The sequence below is a fragment of the Streptomyces griseus subsp. griseus genome, from assembly GCF_000720255.1.
In the GTDB taxonomy this organism is placed as follows: domain Bacteria; phylum Actinomycetota; class Actinomycetes; order Streptomycetales; family Streptomycetaceae; genus Streptomyces; species Streptomyces griseus_I.
In genome coordinates, this window is sequence record NZ_JOJE01000001.1 from 322,566 (window position 1) to 339,915 (window position 17,350).

The window sequence follows — 17,350 nt, forward strand, 5'->3', positions numbered from 1 at the left end:
GGCGGCCCGTGGATCTCGACGTCACCCCACAGGACGAGGCGTTCCGCGCGGAGGCCCGCGCCTGGCTCCACGCCCACGTGCCCGCCGCCCCGCTGCCCTCCCTGGAGACGGCCGAGGGCTTCGCCGCGCACCGCGCGTGGGAGGCCGAACTGGCCGCGGACCGCTGGTCGGTGGTGAACTGGCCGACGGCGTACGGCGGGCGGGACTGCGGACTGGTCCGGTGGCTGCTGTTCGAGGAGGAGTACTACGCGGCGGGCGCCCCCGGCCGGGTCGGCCAGAACGGCGTCAGCCTCCTCGCGCCCACCCTCCTCGACCACGGCACCGAGGAGCAGCGGGCCCGCGTGCTGCCGCCCATGGCACGGGGCGAGGTGGTCTGGGCGCAGGCCTGGTCGGAGCCGGAGGCCGGGTCCGACCTGGCCTCCCTCACCTCCCGGGCCGTGCGCACGGACGGCGGCTGGCTGCTGAGCGGCCAGAAGACCTGGTCGTCCCGGGCGCCCTTCGCCGACCGCGCCTTCGGCCTGTTCCGCAGCGAGCCGGGGACGCCGAAACCCCACCAGGAACTGACCTACGTGATGTTCGATCTGCGCGCGCCCGGCGTCACCGTCCGCCCCATCGGCCGGCTCGACGGGAAGCCGGCGTTCGCGGAACTGTTCCTGGACGAGGTGTTCGTGCCGGACGAGGACGTGATCGGCGAACCCGGCCAGGGCTGGCGGATCGCGATGTCCACGGCCGCCAATGAGCGGGGCCTCACCCTGCGCTCCCCGGGGCGTTTCCTCACCTCGGCGGACCGGCTGTGGGAGTTGTGGCGGGAGCTGGGCGCTCCGGACGCCACGCGCGACCGGGTCGCCGACGCCCTGATCGGTGCGCGCGCCTACCAGTTGTTCACCTACGCCGCCGCCTCCCGCTTCCTGGCGGGCACTCCACTCGGCCCGGAGTCCAGCCTGAACAAGGTCTTCTGGTCGGAGTACGACATCGCGCTGCACGAGACCGCCCTCGATCTGCTGGGTGAGCGGGGCGAGTCGGCGGACAGCGAGTGGGCGGAGGGGTACGTCTTCGCCCTCGCGGGCCCCATCTACGCGGGCACGAACGAGATACAGCGCGACCTCGTCGCCGAGCGCCTGCTCGGCCTGCCGAAGGGACGCCGCTGATGCGTTTCCTCCTCGACGCCGAGCAACGGGCGTTCGCCGCCTCGCTGGACGCGATGCTCACGGCCGCCGACACACCCGCGCTCATACGGCGGTGGAGCCGCGGGGAGCACACGGGCGGGCGCGCGCTGTGGTCCCGTATCGCCGACGCCGGCGTGTTCGCGCTCGCGGTCCCGGAGGCGTACGACGGATGCGGGCCCCGGCCCGTCGACCTCGCCGTGGCCTTCGTCGAACTGGGCCGCCACGCGGTTCCGGGCCCCCTGGTGGAGACGGTCACGGCGGCCGTCCTGCTGAGCGAACCGGCCCTCGCCAAACGCTTCCTGGGATCTCTGGCATCGGGCGAGACGATGGCGACGGTCGCCCTGGGCGGCGCGGACGGCACGGCCCTGGACGGCGATACGGCGGCGCTCCTGCTCTCCCTCGGCGCCGACGGTCTGCGTCTCGCCCCCGGGCACGGGCCTGTTCGTGCGTCGCTCGACCCCGCCCGCCGGCTCACGTCCCTCGCGCCCGGCGGCGAACTCCTCACCCCCGGCCCTCCGCTCGCCCACGCCCTCACCTGGGCCCGCCTGGCCACCGCCGCCCAAGCCCTCGGGGTCGGTCTGGCGCTGCTCGACCGGACCGTGGCCTACGTCAGGCAGCGCACTCAGTTCGGGGTTCCCATCGGCTCTTTCCAGGCGGTCAAGCACCGGCTGGCCGATGCCACGATCGCGCTGGAGTTCGCCCGCCCCCTGGTGTTCGGCGCCGCTCTGACGATGTCTCCGGCCGATGCCGCCGCCGCCAAGGTGAGCGCCTGCGGGGCCGCGTACGCCACCGCCCGTACGGCGCTCCAGTTGCACGGCGCGATCGGCTACACGGCGGAGTACGACCTGTCGCTGTGGCTGACCAAGGCCCGGGCCCTGCGCACCGCGTGGGGCACGCCCGACGAGTGCCGGGCCACGGTGCTCGGTGACCGTGCCCGCCGCCGATGAGCGTCAGGCCCGGACGATCCCCTGGGCCCGCGCGGCGACCAGCCACTTCGGGAACTCGCCCACGAGACGGTCGTACAGCTCGCTGTCCGAGACCTTGCGCGGATCCGCCCCCGCGTGGAAGAAACCGGCGTTGTCGACGACACGCCTGCCCGGGACGGACAGCTCGTCGAGTTTGCGCAGGTACTCGAACTGCCGGCTCCCCGGATCGCCGAACCCGATGAACTGCCAGAACAGCGGAAGTTTCGCCGCCTTGCAGAGGTAGCGCTCCGCGGCGAGCTTGTTGATCGGGCCGCCGTCGGTCTGGAAGACCACCAGCGCGGGGGCGGTGGAGCCGCTGTCGAGGTAGTGGTCGATGACGGCGTCCATGGCCAGGTGGTAGCTGGTCTTGCCCATGTGTCCGAGACCGGCCACGATCCGCTCGATCCTTCCCTCGTGGTCGGCGAGGGCGATGTCCGTCTCGGCGTCGACGTCCGTGGAGAAGAAGACGACCGGCACCCGGCCGTCGTCGTCGAGGTGCGCCGACAGCCCCAGCACCCGGTCGGCGAGCGCCTGCACACTGCCGTCCTTGTAGTACGGCTTCATGGACCCCGAGTAGTCGACCACGAGATACACGGCGGCCCGCAGCCCGTCCAGTCCGTGCTTGGTGAGGGAGACCCCGGCGGTCCTGTAGAGGTTGACGAGCGCGGGTGCCGTCTCCTGGATCTTGCTGAGGCTGATCGCGACCATGGGGCACACCTTCCCACACCCGGACATGCGACGGCGCCTGCCAGGTCGTCCGGTCGGGGACTGTGAGGCAGGCGCCGTCTGGTGTTCCGTACGCCGTTGTACGGGACGTTTGTGAGGGGCCGTCAGGCCCCTTGTTCAGCGGGTCCGTCAGACCATCAGCGAGCGGTCCGTCGGGCGGATCGGGGCCGGCAGGTCGCTGGCGCCGGTGAGGAAGCGGTCGACGCCGCGGGCGGCCGAGCGGCCCTCCGCGATCGCCCACACGATGAGGGACTGGCCGCGGCCGGCGTCACCGGCGACGTACACGCCGGGGACGTTGGTCTGGAAGTCGGCGTCGCGGGCGATGTTGCCGCGCTCGTCGAGTTCCAGGCCGAACTGCTCGACCAGGCCGTTCTCGCGGTCGGTCCCCGTGAAGCCCATCGCCAGCGTCACCAGCTGGGCGGGGATCTTGCGCTCCGTGCCCGGCTTCGGGGTCAGCTTGCCGTCGATGAACTCCACCTCGCTGAGGTGCAGCCACTGGACGTTGCCGTCCTCGTCGCCCTCGAAGTGGGTCGTGGAGACGGAGTAGACCCGCTCGCCGCCCTCCTCGTGCGCGGAGGTGACCTTGTACAGCATCGGGAAGGTCGGCCACGGCTGATTGGTCGCGTGCCGCTCGTCGTTCGGGCGGGGCATGATCTCCAGCTGCGTGACGGAGGCCGCGCCCTGGCGGTGGGCGGTGCCGACGCAGTCCGCGCCGGTGTCGCCGCCGCCGATGACGACGACGTGCTTGCCCTCGGCGGAGATCGGGGGCACCACGTAGTCGCCCTCCTGGACCTTGTTGGCCAGGGGCAGGTACTCCATCGCCTGGTAGATGCCCTTGAGCTCGCGACCGGGGGCCGGGAGGTCACGGGCGGTCGTCGCACCGGCGGCGATGACGATCGCGTCGTAGCGCTTCTTCAGGTCGGTCGCCTTGAGGTCGCGGCCGATCTCGATACCCGTACGGAAGCGGGTGCCCTCCGCGCGCATCTGCTCGATACGGCGGTTGATGTGCCGCTTCTCCATCTTGAACTCGGGGATGCCGTAGCGGAGGAGGCCTCCGATACGGTCCGCGCGCTCGTAGACGGCGACGGTGTGGCCCGCCCGGGTCAGCTGCTGGGCGGCGGCCAGGCCCGCCGGGCCCGAGCCGATGACGGCGACGGTCTTGCCGGACAGGCGCTCGGGGGCCTGCGGCTTGACGTCACCGCTGTCCCACGCCTTGTCGATGATCGAGACCTCGACGTTCTTGATGGTGACCGGCGGCTGGTTGATGCCGAGCACACACGCCGACTCGCACGGGGCGGGGCACAGCCGGCCCGTGAACTCCGGGAAGTTGTTCGTCGCGTGCAGGCGCTCGGAGGCCTCGGTCCAGTCCTCGCGGTAGGCGTAGTCGTTCCACTCGGGGATCAGGTTCCCCAGCGGACAGCCGTTGTGGCAGAACGGGATGCCGCAGTCCATGCACCTGCTGGCCTGCTTGCTGATGATCGGCAGCAGGGAGCCGGGGACGTAGACCTCGTTCCAGTCCTTGACGCGCTCCTCGACGGGGCGGGACTTGGCGACCTCGCGGCCGTGGTTGAGAAAGCCCTTGGGGTCAGCCATTGGTCGCCGCCTCCATCATCTTCTCGGTGATCTCGGTCTCGGAGAGACCGGCTCGCTCGGCGGCGTCCTTGGCGGCGAGCACTGCCTTGTACGTGCTGGGGATGATCCTGCTGAAGCGCTCCACGGAAGCGTCCCAGTCCACGAGGAGCTTCTCGGCCACGGTCGAGCCGGTCTCCTCGGCGTGACGGCGCACCACGTCGTGCAGCCACTGCTTGTCCGTGTCGTCCAGCGCCTCGACCGCGTCGAGGTTGCCGACGTTGACGTTGTCGCGGTCGAGGTCGATCACGTAGGCGATACCGCCGGACATACCGGCCGCGAAGTTACGGCCCGTCGCGCCGAGAACCACCGCGTGACCGCCGGTCATGTACTCGCAGCCGTGGTCGCCCACGCCCTCCGAGACGACCGTCGCGCCGGAGTTGCGGACGCAGAACCGCTCGCCCGTACGACCGCGCAGGAACAGCTCACCGCCGGTCGCGCCGTAGGCGATGGTGTTGCCCGCGATCGTCGAGTACTCGGCGAGGTGGTCGGCGCCCCGGTCGGGACGGACGATCACGCGGCCGCCGGAGAGGCCCTTGCCGACGTAGTCGTTGGCGTCGCCCTCCAGGCGCAGCGTGACACCGCGCGGCAGGAAGGCGCCGAAGGACTGGCCCGCCGAGCCCGTGAAGGTGATGTCGATGGTGTCCTCGGGCAGGCCCGCGCCACCGAACTTCTTCGTCACCTCGTGGCCGAGCATGGTGCCGACCGTCCGGTTGATGTTGCGGATGGCGACCTGGGCGCGCACCGGCTGGGCCTCGGTCGCGTCGGAGGCGGCGAGGGCATCGGCGGCGAGCTTGATGAGCTCGTTGTCGAGCGCCTTCTCCAGACCGTGGTCCTGGGCGATGACCTGGTGCAGGGCCGCGCCCTCGGGCAGCGCCGGCACGTGGAACAGCGGCTCCAGGTTCAGGCCCTGCGCCTTCCAGTGGTCGACGGCACGCTGGACGTCGAGGACCTCGGCGTGGCCGACGGCCTCCTCGATGGAGCGGAAGCCCAGCTCGGCGAGGATCTCGCGGACCTCCTGGGCGATGAACTGGAAGAAGTTCACCACGTACTCGGCCTTGCCGGAGAACCGGTCGCGCAGCGTCGGGTTCTGGGTGGCGATGCCGACCGGGCAGGTGTCCAGGTGGCAGACGCGCATCATGACGCAGCCGGAGACGACGAGCGGCGCGGTCGCGAAACCGAACTCCTCGGCGCCGAGCAGCGCGGCGATGATCACGTCACGGCCGGTCTTCAGCTGGCCGTCGGTCTGCACGACGATGCGGTCGCGCAGGCCGTTGAGCAGCAGCGTCTGCTGGGTCTCGGCGAGGCCGAGCTCCCAGGGGCCACCCGCGTGCTTGAGCGAGGTGAGCGGGGAGGCGCCCGTGCCGCCGTCGTGGCCGGAGATCAGGACGACGTCCGCGTGGGCCTTGGAGACACCCGCGGCGACCGTGCCGACGCCGACCTCGGAGACCAGCTTCACGTGAATCCGCGCCTGCGGGTTCGCGTTCTTCAGGTCGTGGATCAGCTGGGCCAGGTCCTCGATGGAGTAGATGTCGTGGTGCGGCGGCGGGGAGATCAGGCCGACGCCCGGCGTGGAGTGCCGGGTCTTGGCGACCCAGGGGTAGACCTTGTGACCGGGCAGCTGGCCGCCCTCGCCGGGCTTGGCGCCCTGGGCCATCTTGATCTGGATGTCGTCCGCGTTGACCAGGTACTCCGAGGTCACGCCGAAGCGGCCGGAGGCCACCTGCTTGATCGCCGAGCGGCGCACCGGGTCGTACAGGCGCTCGGGGTCCTCGCCGCCCTCACCGGTGTTGGACTTGCCGCCCAGCTGGTTCATGGCGATGGCGAGGGTCTCGTGCGCCTCCTTGGAGATGGAGCCGTACGACATGGCGCCCGTGGAGAAGCGCTTGACGATCTCGCTGACCGGCTCGACCTCGTCGATGGAGATCGGCTGACGGTCACCGGACTTGAAGCCGAACAGACCGCGCAGCGTCATCAGGCGCTCGGACTGCTCGTTCACGCGGTCGGTGTACTTCTTGAAGATGTCGTAGCGACCGGTGCGCGTGGAGTGCTGGAGGCGGAAGACCGTGTCCGGGTCGAACAGGTGCGGCTCGCCCTCGCGGCGCCACTGGTACTCGCCGCCTATCTCCAGCGCGCGGTGGGCCGGCGCGATGCCGGAGGCCGGGTAGGCCTTGGCGTGGCGGGCGGCGACCTCCTGGGCGATGACGTCGATGCCGACGCCGCCGATCTTGGTGGCCGTGCCGTTGAAGTACTTCTCGACGAACCCCTCGTCGAGGCCGACGGCCTCGAACACCTGGGCGCCGCGGTAGGAGGCGACGGTCGAGATGCCCATCTTGGACATGACCTTCAGGACGCCCTTGCCGAGGGCGTAGATCAGGTTGCGGATCGCCTTCTCGGCCTCGATGTCCGACAGGAAGGTGCCCGCGCGGACCAGGTCCTCGACGGACTCCATGGCCAGGTACGGGTTGACGGCCGCGGCCCCGAAGCCGATGAGGAGGGCGACGTGGTGGACCTCGCGGACGTCACCGGCCTCGACGAGCAGGCCCACCTGGGTGCGCTGCTTGGTGCGGATGAGGTGGTGGTGGACGGCCGAGGTGAGCAGCAGCGACGGGATCGGCGCGTGCTCGGCGTCGGAGTGGCGGTCCGACAGGACGATCAGGCGGGCGCCGTTGTCGATGGCGGCGTCGGCCTCGGCGCAGATCTCCTCGATGCGCGCGGCGAGGGCGTCGCCGCCGCCGTGCACCCGGTACAGGCCGGAGAGGGTCGCGGCCTTGAAGCCGGGCATGTCGCCGTCGGCGTTGATGTGGATGAGCTTGGCGAGCTCGTCGTTGTCGATCACCGGGAACGGCAGGGTGACGCTGCGGCAGGAGGCGGCCGTCGGCTCCAGGAGGTTGCCCTCGGGGCCCAGCGACGAGCGCAGGGAGGTGACGAGCTCCTCGCGGATCGCGTCCAGCGGCGGGTTGGTGACCTGCGCGAACAGCTGGGTGAAGTAGTCGAAGAGCAGCCGCGGGCGCTCGGACAGCGCGGCGATGGGCGAGTCGGTGCCCATCGAACCGATCGGCTCGGCGCCGGCCTTGGCCATCGGCGCGAGGATGACGCGCAGCTCCTCCTCGGTGTAACCGAAGGTCTGCTGGCGGCGGGTGACCGAGGCGTGGGTGTGGACGATGTGCTCGCGCTCGGGCAGGTCGACCAGCTCGATCTCGCCGGCCTCCAGCCACTCCGCGTAGGGCTGCTCGGCGGCGAGGGACGCCTTGATCTCGTCGTCCTCGATGATGCGGTGCTCGGCGGTGTCCACGAGGAACATGCGGCCGGGCTGGAGGCGGCCCTTGCGGACGACCTTGGCCGGGTCGATGTCGAGGACGCCGACCTCGGAGCCGAGGACGACGAGGCCGTCGTCGGTGACCCAGTAGCGGCCGGGGCGCAGGCCGTTGCGGTCGAGCACGGCGCCGACCTGGGTGCCGTCGGTGAAGGTGACGCAGGCCGGGCCGTCCCAGGGCTCCATCATCGTGGAGTGGAACTGGTAGAAGGCGCGCCGGGCCGGGTCCATGGATCCGTGGTTCTCCCACGCCTCCGGGATCATCATCAGCACGGAGTGCGGCAGCGAACGGCCGCCGAGGTGGAGGAGTTCGAGCACCTCGTCGAAGGACGCCGAGTCGGAGGCGTCGGGCGTGCAGACCGGGAAGACCCGCTCGAGGTTCTCCTGCGGGCCGAACAGGTCGGAGACCAGCTGGGACTCGCGGGCGACCATCCAGTTGCGGTTGCCCTTGACGGTGTTGATCTCACCGTTGTGCGCGACGAAGCGGTACGGGTGGGCGAGCGGCCAGCTCGGGAAGGTGTTCGTCGAGAAGCGCGAGTGGACCAGGGCGACGGCCGACGCGAAGCGGCGGTCGGACAGGTCGGGGAAGAAGGGCTCCAGCTGGCCGGTGGTCAGCATGCCCTTGTAGACGATGGTCCGCGCGGACAGCGACGGGAAGTAGACGCCGGCCTCGCGCTCGGCGCGCTTGCGCAGCACGAAGGCCTTGCGGTCGAGGGCGATACCCGTGGAAGGCACTGCGGCGCCGTCGGTCACGAAGACCTGGCGGAAGGCGGGCATCGTGGAGCGGGCGGTGGCGCCGAGCAGTTCGGGGGCGACGGGGACCTCGCGCCAGCCGAGGACGGTGAGGCCCTCGTCCGCGGCGATCGTCTCGATGCGCGAGACGGCCTCGGTCGTCCCCTCCTCCGGCAGGAAGGCGATGCCGACGGCGTATCCACCGGCCGCGGGGAGCTCGAATCCGGCCACATCACGGAAGAACGCGTCGGGGACCTGGGAGAGGATACCGGCGCCGTCGCCGGAGTCGGGCTCGGAGCCGGTGGCACCGCGGTGTTCGAGGTTGCGCAGGACCGTCAGGGCCTGCTCGACCAGGGTGTGGGACGCCTCGCCGGTGAGGGTGGCGACGAAACCGACGCCGCACGCGTCGTGCTCGTTGCGGGGGTCGTACATACCCTGCGCAGCAGGGCGAGCATCCATGAAGGACCAGTTCTGGCCATTCGCGGAATGCTGGGACGGCTGGCGCGGCGTACGCATCGGCTCTCCCGTCGTCGTCTCAAGTGGCATATGCAGGTGCCGAGGGACGACGTTGGCCCTCTGCTTAGTGCAAAATTTCGTGCAGGTTACATGATGGAGCGGTTCTCGGGAACCGGATACTCCGTTCCAGCATGCGGACGCCGCAGTGAGCGGCGGTCACCGTGCACGACGGTGGAATGGATGGGGACCGATACGGACAGATCGGTGTCCATCGATCCAGGGGCGGGGTGGGCGGCGTCGCTCACTCCACTGCGCGCCGTGGGCACCATTGCCCACAGCGCTTACGGCTCATGCCCGGTGGTTAAGCATTCGAAACCAGCGAGTAACGGCTACTTATGCGGCCCATCGCATAAGTAGCATCCGAGCTATCCTACGGCCGTTCCGAACAGGCTGCCCAGGGCGTACGTCACACCGGCCGCCGCGCCTCCCAGGGCGAGCTGCCGCAGACCGCTGTACCACCAGGTCCGCGCCGTCACCCTGGCCACCACGGCACCGCAGGCGAAGAGCCCGATCAGTGCGAGGAGAACGGCCGGCCACAGGGCGGTGGCGCCCAGCAGGTAGGGCAGCACGGGCAGCAGTGCGCCCAGCGCGAAGGCACCGAAACTGGAGACGGCGGCGACCAGCGGCGAGGGCAGGTCGCCGGGGTCGATGCCCAGTTCCTCGCGGGCGTGGATCTCCAGGGCCTGCTCGGGATCCTTGGACAGCTGCCGGGCGACCTGCTGCGCCAGGTCGGGCTCGACGCCACGGGCCACGTAGAGTGCGGCGAGCTCGGCCTCCTCGTCCTTGGAGTGCTCTCTCAGCTCCCGCCGCTCCACCTCCAGTTCCGCCTCGACGAGCTCGCGCTGCGAGGCGACGGAGGTGTACTCTCCGGCGGCCATCGAGAAGGCTCCCGCGGCGAGGCCCGCGAGTCCGGTCAGGACGATGGTGTGCTGGCCGACCGAGCCGCCGGCGACGCCGGTCATCAGGGCGAGGTTGGAGACCAGGCCGTCCATCGCGCCGAAGACGGCGGGGCGCAGCCAGCCACCGTTCACGTCCCGGTGGGTGTGGTTGTCGCGGTGCGCTTCATGCAGCGCCGCCTCGGTCTCTATGAGCGCCATGGGGTCTCCAGCCGTACTTCTGGACTGATTCTACTTTTCGACAACGCTTACGGTACGCCTCCGATTCCTCGCCCGCCAGCAAGGAAAGGCTGGGCTAACCTGCAGTTTTGTCGGTTCTCGCTCATCCGTGTAGGGAGCCGCACAGATGTCGACCGGGTGACGCTGCGGTGGGTCAGGCTGCGCCGGAGAGCGCACCGGGGACAGTTCCGCAAAGGGTTCCGCGCCCCTGGCGGGCACCCCCGAGAGGAGCCGCGTATGGCATCGATCGCCTGCATTCCCTCCGTCCCGCCGCCCGGGAACGCCACCGAACTGCGGGAACGGGCCCGGGGCGCGCTGCTCGGCCTGGCCGTGGGCGACGCCCTCGGGGCGCCCGCCGAGAACCTCAAGCCGTCCGAGATCCGCGCGCGCTGGGGCCGTATCACCGGCTACGTCGCCGAGAAGCCGGCGGGCACGGACGACACCGAGTACGCGATCTTCTCCGGGCTGCTGCTGGCCCGGCACGGCTCGGCGCTCACCCCGGCGCACGTCGAGGCGGCCTGGCACGAGTGGATCGCCGACCGCGCGGAGGGCCCCTTCCGCGGGGCCGGCTTCAGTGAGCGCGGCACGCTGGAGAACCTCCGGCGGGGCCTGGCAGCCCCCATCTCCGCCCAGCACCGGCACGCCTGGAGCGACGGCCTGGCCATGCGTGCGGCCCCGTTCGGGGTCTTCGCGGCGGGCCGCCCCGCCGAGGCGGCCCGCCTGGTCGCGATCGACGGCTCCGTCAGCCACGACGGCGAGGGCATCTACGGCGGCCAGGCGGTCGCGGCGGGAGTGGCGGCGGCGATGGCCGGCGCCCCCACGATCGCGGTCGTCGCCTCCGCCCTGGCCGTCGTCCCGGACGACTCCTGGACCGCCCGCTCACTGCGCCGCGCGGTGGCCGTCGCCCACCGCGGCGAACGCGCGGTCCGCTGCGCCGTGGTGATCGGCGGCTACCCGTGGACCGACCTCGCCCCCGAGGCGGTGGCCCTCGCGTTCGGCGCGTTCGCGGCGGCCGACGGCGACTTCCGGCACGCCGTCCTGACAGCGGTGAACATGGGACGCGACGCCGACACCACGGCCGCGGTCGCCGGCGCCCTCGCCGGCGCCACCCAGGGCTTCTCCGCGATCCCCGAGGAGTGGGCGGCCGCGATCGGCCCGGCCCGGGGCAGCTGCCTGCCCTCCATGGCGGGCCACCACGTCCTCGACATCGCGGACGCGCTGGTATCCGACGACCCGCGGGACCCCTGGCCCCCCGTCACCCCGCCGCCGACCCCCGACCGGAGCGAGGCCCACTCATGACCCCGGCCCCCGGCCCCTGGGGCACCGAGTCGAGCACGACGACGACAGCACCGACGACCGCCACGGAGGTACTCGAGGGTTCGCCCGACAGGCCGACGGAGAGGCGTGGGAGCGAGGTGCTCACCTCCCCGGGGTCCACCCCGGTCGCCCGCCACCGCCGTATCGAAGGTCTCCTCCTCGGTCTCGCCGCCGGGGATGCCGCCGGGTGGCCCGCCGCCCGGCATCGGGCGGTCCGGATGCCGGAGTGGACCAGGAGGCTCACACGGGAGCTGGACACGTTCGCCGAGCAGAACGCGACGACCACGCTGCCCGTCCCCATCGCCCTCAACCAGTCCCCGGAGCCGCTCCGCCTGGGTCCCTCCGACGACGCCGAGTGGGCGGTGTTCGCGGCGGAGGCCGTCCTGCGGGCCGGGGACGACAGCGTGCTCGGCGACCTGAGCAGGGAACGCAGGATGCGCGCCGCCATCGACCTGACCTGGAACGCGGCCGCGAGCGAGGTCGCCGCGGCCGCCGAACGCGCGCCCGAGGTGGAGTCCGCCGTACTGCCCCTGCGCGCCCGCATCTCCGTCCGGGCCGGCCTCGGCAACCTCGCCACCGGCCTGCGCCCGCCCGCCACCGGCCACGACAACCCGCACTACTTCGACGACGCCGCCTGCGTACGCGCCTGCGTCCTCGCCGTGGCCCACCCCGGCGACCCCCGGCTCGCCGCCGACCTCGCCGAGTTCGACGCCCGCTACACCCAGGACGGCGACGGCGTGCACGGCGCCCGCGCGATGGCGGCGGCGCTCGCGCTGGCCCTGGTCGGCGCACAGGTCGAGGAGTGCGTGACGGCCGCCCTCGCCGAGCTCCCCGAGGAGACCGAGATCGGCCGCAACGCCCGCGAGGCACTGCGGCTGGCCCACGCCGCCAAGAGCACCTTCGCCCTGGTCCCGCCCCTGGAGCACCGCATCGTCGACCACGTCTACAGCTACGGCGTCGCGGCCGCCGAGACCGTCCCCGTCGCCCTCGCGCTGGCCACGGCGGCCCACGGCCGTATCGCCGAGGCGGTCCCGGCGGCGGCCTGCCTCTCCCGCGTCGCCGACTCGGCCCCGGCCCTCGCGGGCGCCCTCACCGGCGCGCTCGGCGGCGCCGAGGCGATCCCCGACTCCTGGCGCACCACCTGCCGCACCCTCCCCGGCTGCGTCCTGCCCCGCCTCACCGGCACCGACCTGGTAGAACTCGCCGAACTCCTGGAAGCCACACAACCGGCCCCGCCAGGAGGATGATTCGGGGCATGACGCCCAAAGCAGCGGAAAGCACAGCAGAGGTCCACGGGGCGAGTCTCGACGAACGGATCACGGGCGCCCTGGTCGGAGCCGCCGTCGGCGACGCACTGGGCGGCCCCGTCGAGGGCTACTCCCCCGACCAGATCGTCCAGCGCCACGGCGGCCGCGTCCACGGCGTCGTCGGACCCTGGAACGGCGACGACTGGCGCACCGCCCGCCCCGTCGCCCCGTACCACAAGGGCGACGGCCACGTCACCGACGACACCTTGATGACGCACGCCCTGGTACGGGTGTACGCGCGGGTCCGCGACCACCTCGACGCGTACGCGGTCGCCGACCACCTGGTCCCGGACCTGATGACGACACCGCGCTGGATCCCGGAACTGGAGGCCGAGGCGCTCCCGCTCCAGCGGATCTTCCTCGCGGAGAAGTGGCTGGTGACAAGGCTCCACTACGGCCATGCCGACCCCCGGGAGGCCGGCGTCGGCAACATCGTCAACTGCGGTGCGGCGATGTACATGGCGCCCGTCGGACTGGTCAACGCGGCCGACCCGCCCGCCGCGTACGCCGAGGCCCTGGACATCGCCGGCGCCCACCAGTCGTCGTACGGCCGTGAGGCGGCGGGCGTCCTCGCGGCGGCGGTCGCCGCCGCGTGCTCTCCGGGCGCGACCCCGGACACGGTGGTGTCCGCGTGCCTGGCCCTGGCGAAGGACGGCACCCGGGCGGCGATCGAGAAGGTCTGTGAAGCGGCCTCCCGGCACACCGACTTCGAGTCCGCGCTGGTCCCGCTGCGGGAGGCGGTGGCGCCCTTCGACACGGTGGGCCCCGACTATCGCTCTCCCTCCCTGGCCGCCCGCCGCCCCTCCCGCCTGCACGCCATCGAGGAACTCCCGGTGGCACTCGGCATGTTGGTGGTGGCCGGCGGCGACTACCGGCACGCCGTCCTGGGCGCGGTGAACTACGGCCGCGACTGCGACTCGATCGCGACGATGGCGGGCGCGCTGTCCGGGGCCCTGGGCTCCCCGGTACCGGAGGACTGGGCGAAGACGGTGGCGGAGGCGAGCCGCCTGGACCTGTGGGCACCGGCGAGGACCCTCACGGACGTGACCCGCGAGATCTTCACCCGTGACCTCGCCCGCCGCCGCGCCCACGAGACCGCCTTCACCGCACTCGGAGGCACCGGATGCTCCGCCTGACCTGGGTCCAGCCCGAAGACCTCCTGGGCCACGAACTCCGCCAGGCCGCCCAGGACGGCCGATCGCCGTCGAGGATCGCGGCGCGATGGCGAGCAGCAGGAGGCCCCGACGCCCCGACACACGCCGGCGCGTCCCCTCACCCCGCCTCCCGCTACCTCCGCCTCCTCGCCGAAGACCTCCTCGACGAACTGGCGGACCTGCCGAGCAGCTTGGCGGAGGACGAGCCGACGGACCTGGCACGGATCAGAGCAGCGTGCGTGGACTGGCCCGAGGATCGCAGCTGCGAGCAGACCCGTGCCCGCCTCGAAGCCGCCTGGCTGGGCCGAGCAGCGGGCTGCCTCCTGGGCAAGCCAGTGGAAAAGCTCCCCCTCGAAGCCATCCGCCAACTCGCCCGGTCCACCGGCAACTGGCCTCTGAACACCTATTTCACAGCCCGGGGAGTACCCCAGGACCTCCTCGAAACCCACCCCTGGAACCGCCGCTCGGCGAGCACCTCCCTCGCGGAGAACATCGACGGCATGCCCGAGGACGACGACCTCAACTACCCGCTTGTCAACCTGCTCCTCCTCCAACGCCACGGCAGAACCTTCACCACCTCCGACGTAGCCCGCCTGTGGCTGGAGGAACTCCCCGCCGGCCGCGCCTTCACCGCCGAACGCGTCGCCTACCGCAACCTCCTCCTCGGCCTGGAACCCCCGCACACCGCCCGCCACCGCAACCCCTTCCGGGAGTGGATCGGCGCCTTGATCCGCGCCGACATCCACGGCTGGAGCAACCCCGGCGCCCCCGCGGCCGCCGCTGAACAGGCCCACCGGGACGCCACCCTCACCCACACCGCCAACGGCGTCTACGCGGCCATGTTCACCGCCGCCACCATCGCCACCGCCGCCACCGGCACGCACGACGTCCACGCCTGCCTGCGCACCGGCCTCACCGTCGTCCCACCCCGCTCCCGCCTCTCCCACGCGGTCCGCCACGCGATCCGGCTCGCCGGGACCCACGACGACTTCGACACGGTCGTGGACGAACTCCACGCCATCCACGCCGCGACCTACCACTGGGTCCACGCCGTCCCCAACACCGCTCTGATCGCCGCCGCCCTCACCCACGCCGACGGCGACTTCACCGGCTCCGTCTGCCGAGCCGTCTCGGGCGGCTGGGACACCGACTCCAACGGCGCGACGGCCGGTGGCGTCGCCGCCCTCCTCGCGGGCGCCCCCGCCGCCCTCCCCGACCGCTGGACCGCCCCCCTCAAGAACCGCCTGTCGACGTCCATCGGCGACTTCAACGGCACCGGCTTCGACGCCCTCGCCCAGCTCACCCACGCCGTCACCCACGCCCTCACCGACCGGGAGGCACCCGCCCGATGACCGACTCCCCCGCACCTCCCCGCCCCCTGACCGGCCTCCGCGTCCTCGATCTCGCCACTCTCTTCGCCGGCCCCCTCGCCGCCACCCTGCTCGGCGACTTCGGCGCGGAGGTCATCAAGGTCGAGCACCCCACGAAACCCGATCCCTCCCGAGGACACGGCCCGTCGAAGGACGGCATCGGGCTGTGGTGGAAGGTCCTGGGCCGCAACAAGCGCACGACGACCCTGGACCTCTCCAAGCCGGGCGGCCGCACCACCCTGCTGCGCCTCGCCGCCACCGCCGACGTCGTCATCGAGAACTTCCGCCCCGGCACCCTGGAGAAATGGGACCTCGGCTGGGAGGAACTCTCCGCCGCAAACCCCCGCCTGATCCTCACCCGCGTCACCGGCTTCGGCCAGTTCGGCCCGTACGCGCACCGCCCCGGCTTCGGCACCCTCGCCGAGGCGATGAGCGGGTTCGCCTCGATCACCGGCGAACCCGACGCGCCTCCGGTCCTCCCCCCGTTCGGCCTGGCCGACTCGATCGCGGGCCTGGCCACCGCCTACGCCGTCATGACGGCCCTCGCCGCCCGCGACCGCACCGGCGAGGGCCAGGTCGTCGACATGGCGCTGATCGAGCCCATCCTGACCGTCCTCGGCCCCCAGCCCACCTGGTACGACCAGCTCGGCCACGTCCAGCCCCGCACCGGCAACCGCTCCCAGAACAACGCCCCGCGCAACACCTACCGCACGGCCGACGGCACCTGGGTCGCCGTCTCCACGTCGGCCCAGTCGGTGGCGGAACGCCTGATGCACCTCGTCGGCCGGCCCGAGCTGATCGACGAACCCTGGTTCGCGACCGGCGCCGACCGCGCCCGCCACGCCGATGTCCTGGACGAGGCGGTCGGCACCTGGATCGCCGGCCGCACCCGGGCCGACGTCCTCGCGGCCTTCGAGAAGGCGGAGGCCGCGGTCGCCCCCATCCAGGACGTGCGGGACGTGATGACCGACCCGCAGTACGCGGCCCTCTCCACCGTCACCACCGTCGACGACCCCGAGCTGGGTCCGCTGCGCATGCAGAACGTCCTCTTCCGCCTCTCCGCCACCCCCGGCGCGATCCGCTGGGCCGGCCGCCCGCACGGCGCTGACACGGAGGAGGTGCTCACCGAGCTGGGCCTCACCCCGGCCGAACTCACCGCACTGCGCGCGGAAGGTGCCCTGTGACATTCCCCCTGACCTGGCTGTACGTCCCCGGGGACCGCCCCCACGTCGTCGCCAAGGCCCTGCTCTGCGGCGCCGACGTGGTGGTGATCGACCTGGAGGACGCGGTCGCCCCCGACCGCAAGGAGTACGCCCGCGCGGCCACCGCCGAGCTCCTCACCGATCCGCGGCCGGTCCCGGTCCACGTCCGCGTCAACACCCTGGACGGCCCCTGGGCGGCCGCGGACCTCCGGACCATGGCGCACCTCCCGGGCGTCGTCGGCCTCCGCCTGCCCAAGGTCACCTCGCCCGAACAGGTCGTACGCGTGGCGGAAGGGACGATTCCCGCCGCCGGAACAGGGCCCGCCCTGTACGCCCTGCTGGAAACGGCCCTGGGCATCGAGCGCGCCCACGCCATCGCCTCCGCCCACCCGGCGCTGCGCGGCATCTCCCTCGGCGAGTCGGACCTCCGCGCCGACCTGGGGGTACGGGACGACACCGGCCTGGACTGGGCGCGCTCGCGGATCGTGGTGGCCGCGCGGGCGGCGGGTCTGCCCCCGCCCGCGCAGTCGGTGTACCCGGACATCCGTGACCTGGACGGCCTGGCGGCCTCCTGCGCCCGCGGCCGCACCCTCGGCTTCCTGGGCCGCACCGCGATCCACCCCCGCCAGCTCCCCGTCATCAAGCGGGCCTATCTGCCCACTCCCCGCGAGATCGAACAGGCCGAGACCATCGTCAAGGCGGCGGCCGCCCAACAAGGCGCCCAGGCCCTCCCCGACGGCCGCTTCATCGACGCGGCGGTGGTGGCTGCGGCCCAACGCACCCTGTCCCTGGCCCGCCGCCTCTGAACTTCACGCTCACACGCGACGAGGGCGCC

At 72.2% G+C, this 17,350-nt stretch carries 12 protein-coding genes; 8 read left to right on the forward strand and 4 right to left on the reverse strand.

All coding sequences use genetic code 11. The features are described 5' to 3' along the window. Window positions 1-8 precede the first annotated feature (8 nt). Both IG99_RS01475 and IG99_RS01480 read left to right on the forward strand, forming a co-directional pair. A complete protein-coding gene (locus IG99_RS01475; protein ID WP_037668747.1) occupies window positions 9-1,148 on the forward strand; it encodes an acyl-CoA dehydrogenase family protein in 1,140 nt (379 codons plus the stop codon). Next, the gene (locus tag IG99_RS01480; RefSeq protein WP_037668749.1) at window positions 1,148-2,113 is read left to right on the forward strand and encodes an acyl-CoA dehydrogenase family protein; all 966 of its coding nucleotides are present in this window, start codon (window positions 1,148-1,150) and stop codon (window positions 2,111-2,113) included. Before IG99_RS01475 ends, IG99_RS01480 begins: the two co-directional genes overlap by 1 nt. A gap of 3 nt (window positions 2,114-2,116) precedes the next feature. Here the strand turns inward: IG99_RS01480 and IG99_RS01485 are convergent, their stop codons facing one another. The 4 genes from IG99_RS01485 to IG99_RS01500 all read right to left on the reverse strand — a co-directional run bounded on the left by IG99_RS01485 (window position 2,117) and on the right by IG99_RS01500 (window position 10,147). Next, the gene (locus IG99_RS01485) at window positions 2,117-2,839 is read right to left on the reverse strand and encodes a vWA domain-containing protein (protein ID WP_037668751.1); all 723 of its coding nucleotides are present in this window, start codon (window positions 2,837-2,839) and stop codon (window positions 2,117-2,119) included. A gap of 147 nt (window positions 2,840-2,986) precedes the next feature. Next, window positions 2,987-4,450: a glutamate synthase subunit beta gene (locus IG99_RS01490; RefSeq protein WP_037668753.1), complete on the reverse strand. Its 1,464-nt coding sequence runs from the start codon at window positions 4,448-4,450 to the stop codon at window positions 2,987-2,989. Beyond that, window positions 4,443-9,050: a glutamate synthase large subunit gene (gene gltB / locus IG99_RS01495; protein ID WP_199815433.1), complete on the reverse strand. Its 4,608-nt coding sequence runs from the start codon at window positions 9,048-9,050 to the stop codon at window positions 4,443-4,445. Before gltB ends, IG99_RS01490 begins: the two co-directional genes overlap by 8 nt. 365 nt (window positions 9,051-9,415) lie before the next feature. Beyond that, on the reverse strand, window positions 9,416-10,147 hold the full coding sequence (locus IG99_RS01500; protein WP_037668757.1) for a VIT1/CCC1 transporter family protein: 732 nt from the start codon (window positions 10,145-10,147) through the stop codon (window positions 9,416-9,418). Window positions 10,148-10,402: 255 nt separating this feature from the next. Between IG99_RS01500 and IG99_RS01505 the strand changes: the two genes are divergently transcribed. From IG99_RS01505 to IG99_RS01530, 6 genes are read left to right on the forward strand one after another with little or no spacing between them, the layout of a single operon-like run. Then, window positions 10,403-11,464, forward strand: coding sequence for an ADP-ribosylglycohydrolase family protein (locus tag IG99_RS01505; RefSeq protein WP_051864832.1), 1,062 nt, complete (start codon window positions 10,403-10,405; stop codon window positions 11,462-11,464). After that, window positions 11,461-12,729, forward strand: coding sequence for an ADP-ribosylglycohydrolase family protein (locus tag IG99_RS01510; protein WP_078947480.1), 1,269 nt, complete (start codon window positions 11,461-11,463; stop codon window positions 12,727-12,729). The genes IG99_RS01505 and IG99_RS01510 overlap by 4 nt, the downstream gene beginning before the upstream one ends. Before the next feature lie 8 nt (window positions 12,730-12,737). Further along, window positions 12,738-13,925: an ADP-ribosylglycohydrolase family protein gene (locus IG99_RS01515; protein WP_037668758.1), complete on the forward strand. Its 1,188-nt coding sequence runs from the start codon at window positions 12,738-12,740 to the stop codon at window positions 13,923-13,925. Then, complete coding sequence (locus IG99_RS01520; RefSeq protein ID WP_037668759.1) at window positions 13,913-15,295, forward strand: ADP-ribosylglycohydrolase family protein; 1,383 nt, start codon at window positions 13,913-13,915, stop codon at window positions 15,293-15,295. The genes IG99_RS01515 and IG99_RS01520 overlap by 13 nt, the downstream gene beginning before the upstream one ends. Continuing rightward, window positions 15,292-16,497: a CaiB/BaiF CoA transferase family protein gene (locus IG99_RS01525; protein ID WP_037668761.1), complete on the forward strand. Its 1,206-nt coding sequence runs from the start codon at window positions 15,292-15,294 to the stop codon at window positions 16,495-16,497. The genes IG99_RS01520 and IG99_RS01525 overlap by 4 nt, the downstream gene beginning before the upstream one ends. Next, the gene (locus IG99_RS01530; protein ID WP_037668762.1) at window positions 16,494-17,321 is read left to right on the forward strand and encodes an HpcH/HpaI aldolase/citrate lyase family protein; all 828 of its coding nucleotides are present in this window, start codon (window positions 16,494-16,496) and stop codon (window positions 17,319-17,321) included. The genes IG99_RS01525 and IG99_RS01530 overlap by 4 nt, the downstream gene beginning before the upstream one ends. The last annotated feature ends 29 nt before the right edge of the window (window positions 17,322-17,350 follow it).

Bases quoted from the DNA above. Each gene is read 5' to 3' on its own strand.
- IG99_RS01485 (WP_037668751.1), bottom strand. From the start codon at position 2,839: ATGGTCGCGATCAGCCTCAGCAAGATCCAGGAGACGGCACCCGCGCTC.
- IG99_RS01500 (WP_037668757.1), bottom strand. From the start codon at position 10,147: ATGGCGCTCATAGAGACCGAGGCGGCGCTGCATGAAGCGCACCGCGAC.
- IG99_RS01515 (WP_037668758.1), top strand. From the start codon at position 12,738: ATGACGCCCAAAGCAGCGGAAAGCACAGCAGAGGTCCACGGGGCGAGT.
- IG99_RS01505 (WP_051864832.1), top strand. From the start codon at position 10,403: ATGGCATCGATCGCCTGCATTCCCTCCGTCCCGCCGCCCGGGAACGCC.
- gltB (WP_199815433.1), bottom strand. From the start codon at position 9,050: ATGCGTACGCCGCGCCAGCCGTCCCAGCATTCCGCGAATGGCCAGAAC.
- IG99_RS01520 (WP_037668759.1), top strand. From the start codon at position 13,913: ATGCTCCGCCTGACCTGGGTCCAGCCCGAAGACCTCCTGGGCCACGAA.
- IG99_RS01490 (WP_037668753.1), bottom strand. From the start codon at position 4,450: ATGGCTGACCCCAAGGGCTTTCTCAACCACGGCCGCGAGGTCGCCAAG.
- IG99_RS01510 (WP_078947480.1), top strand. From the start codon at position 11,461: ATGACCCCGGCCCCCGGCCCCTGGGGCACCGAGTCGAGCACGACGACG.
- IG99_RS01480 (WP_037668749.1), top strand. From the start codon at position 1,148: ATGCGTTTCCTCCTCGACGCCGAGCAACGGGCGTTCGCCGCCTCGCTG.
- IG99_RS01525 (WP_037668761.1), top strand. From the start codon at position 15,292: ATGACCGACTCCCCCGCACCTCCCCGCCCCCTGACCGGCCTCCGCGTC.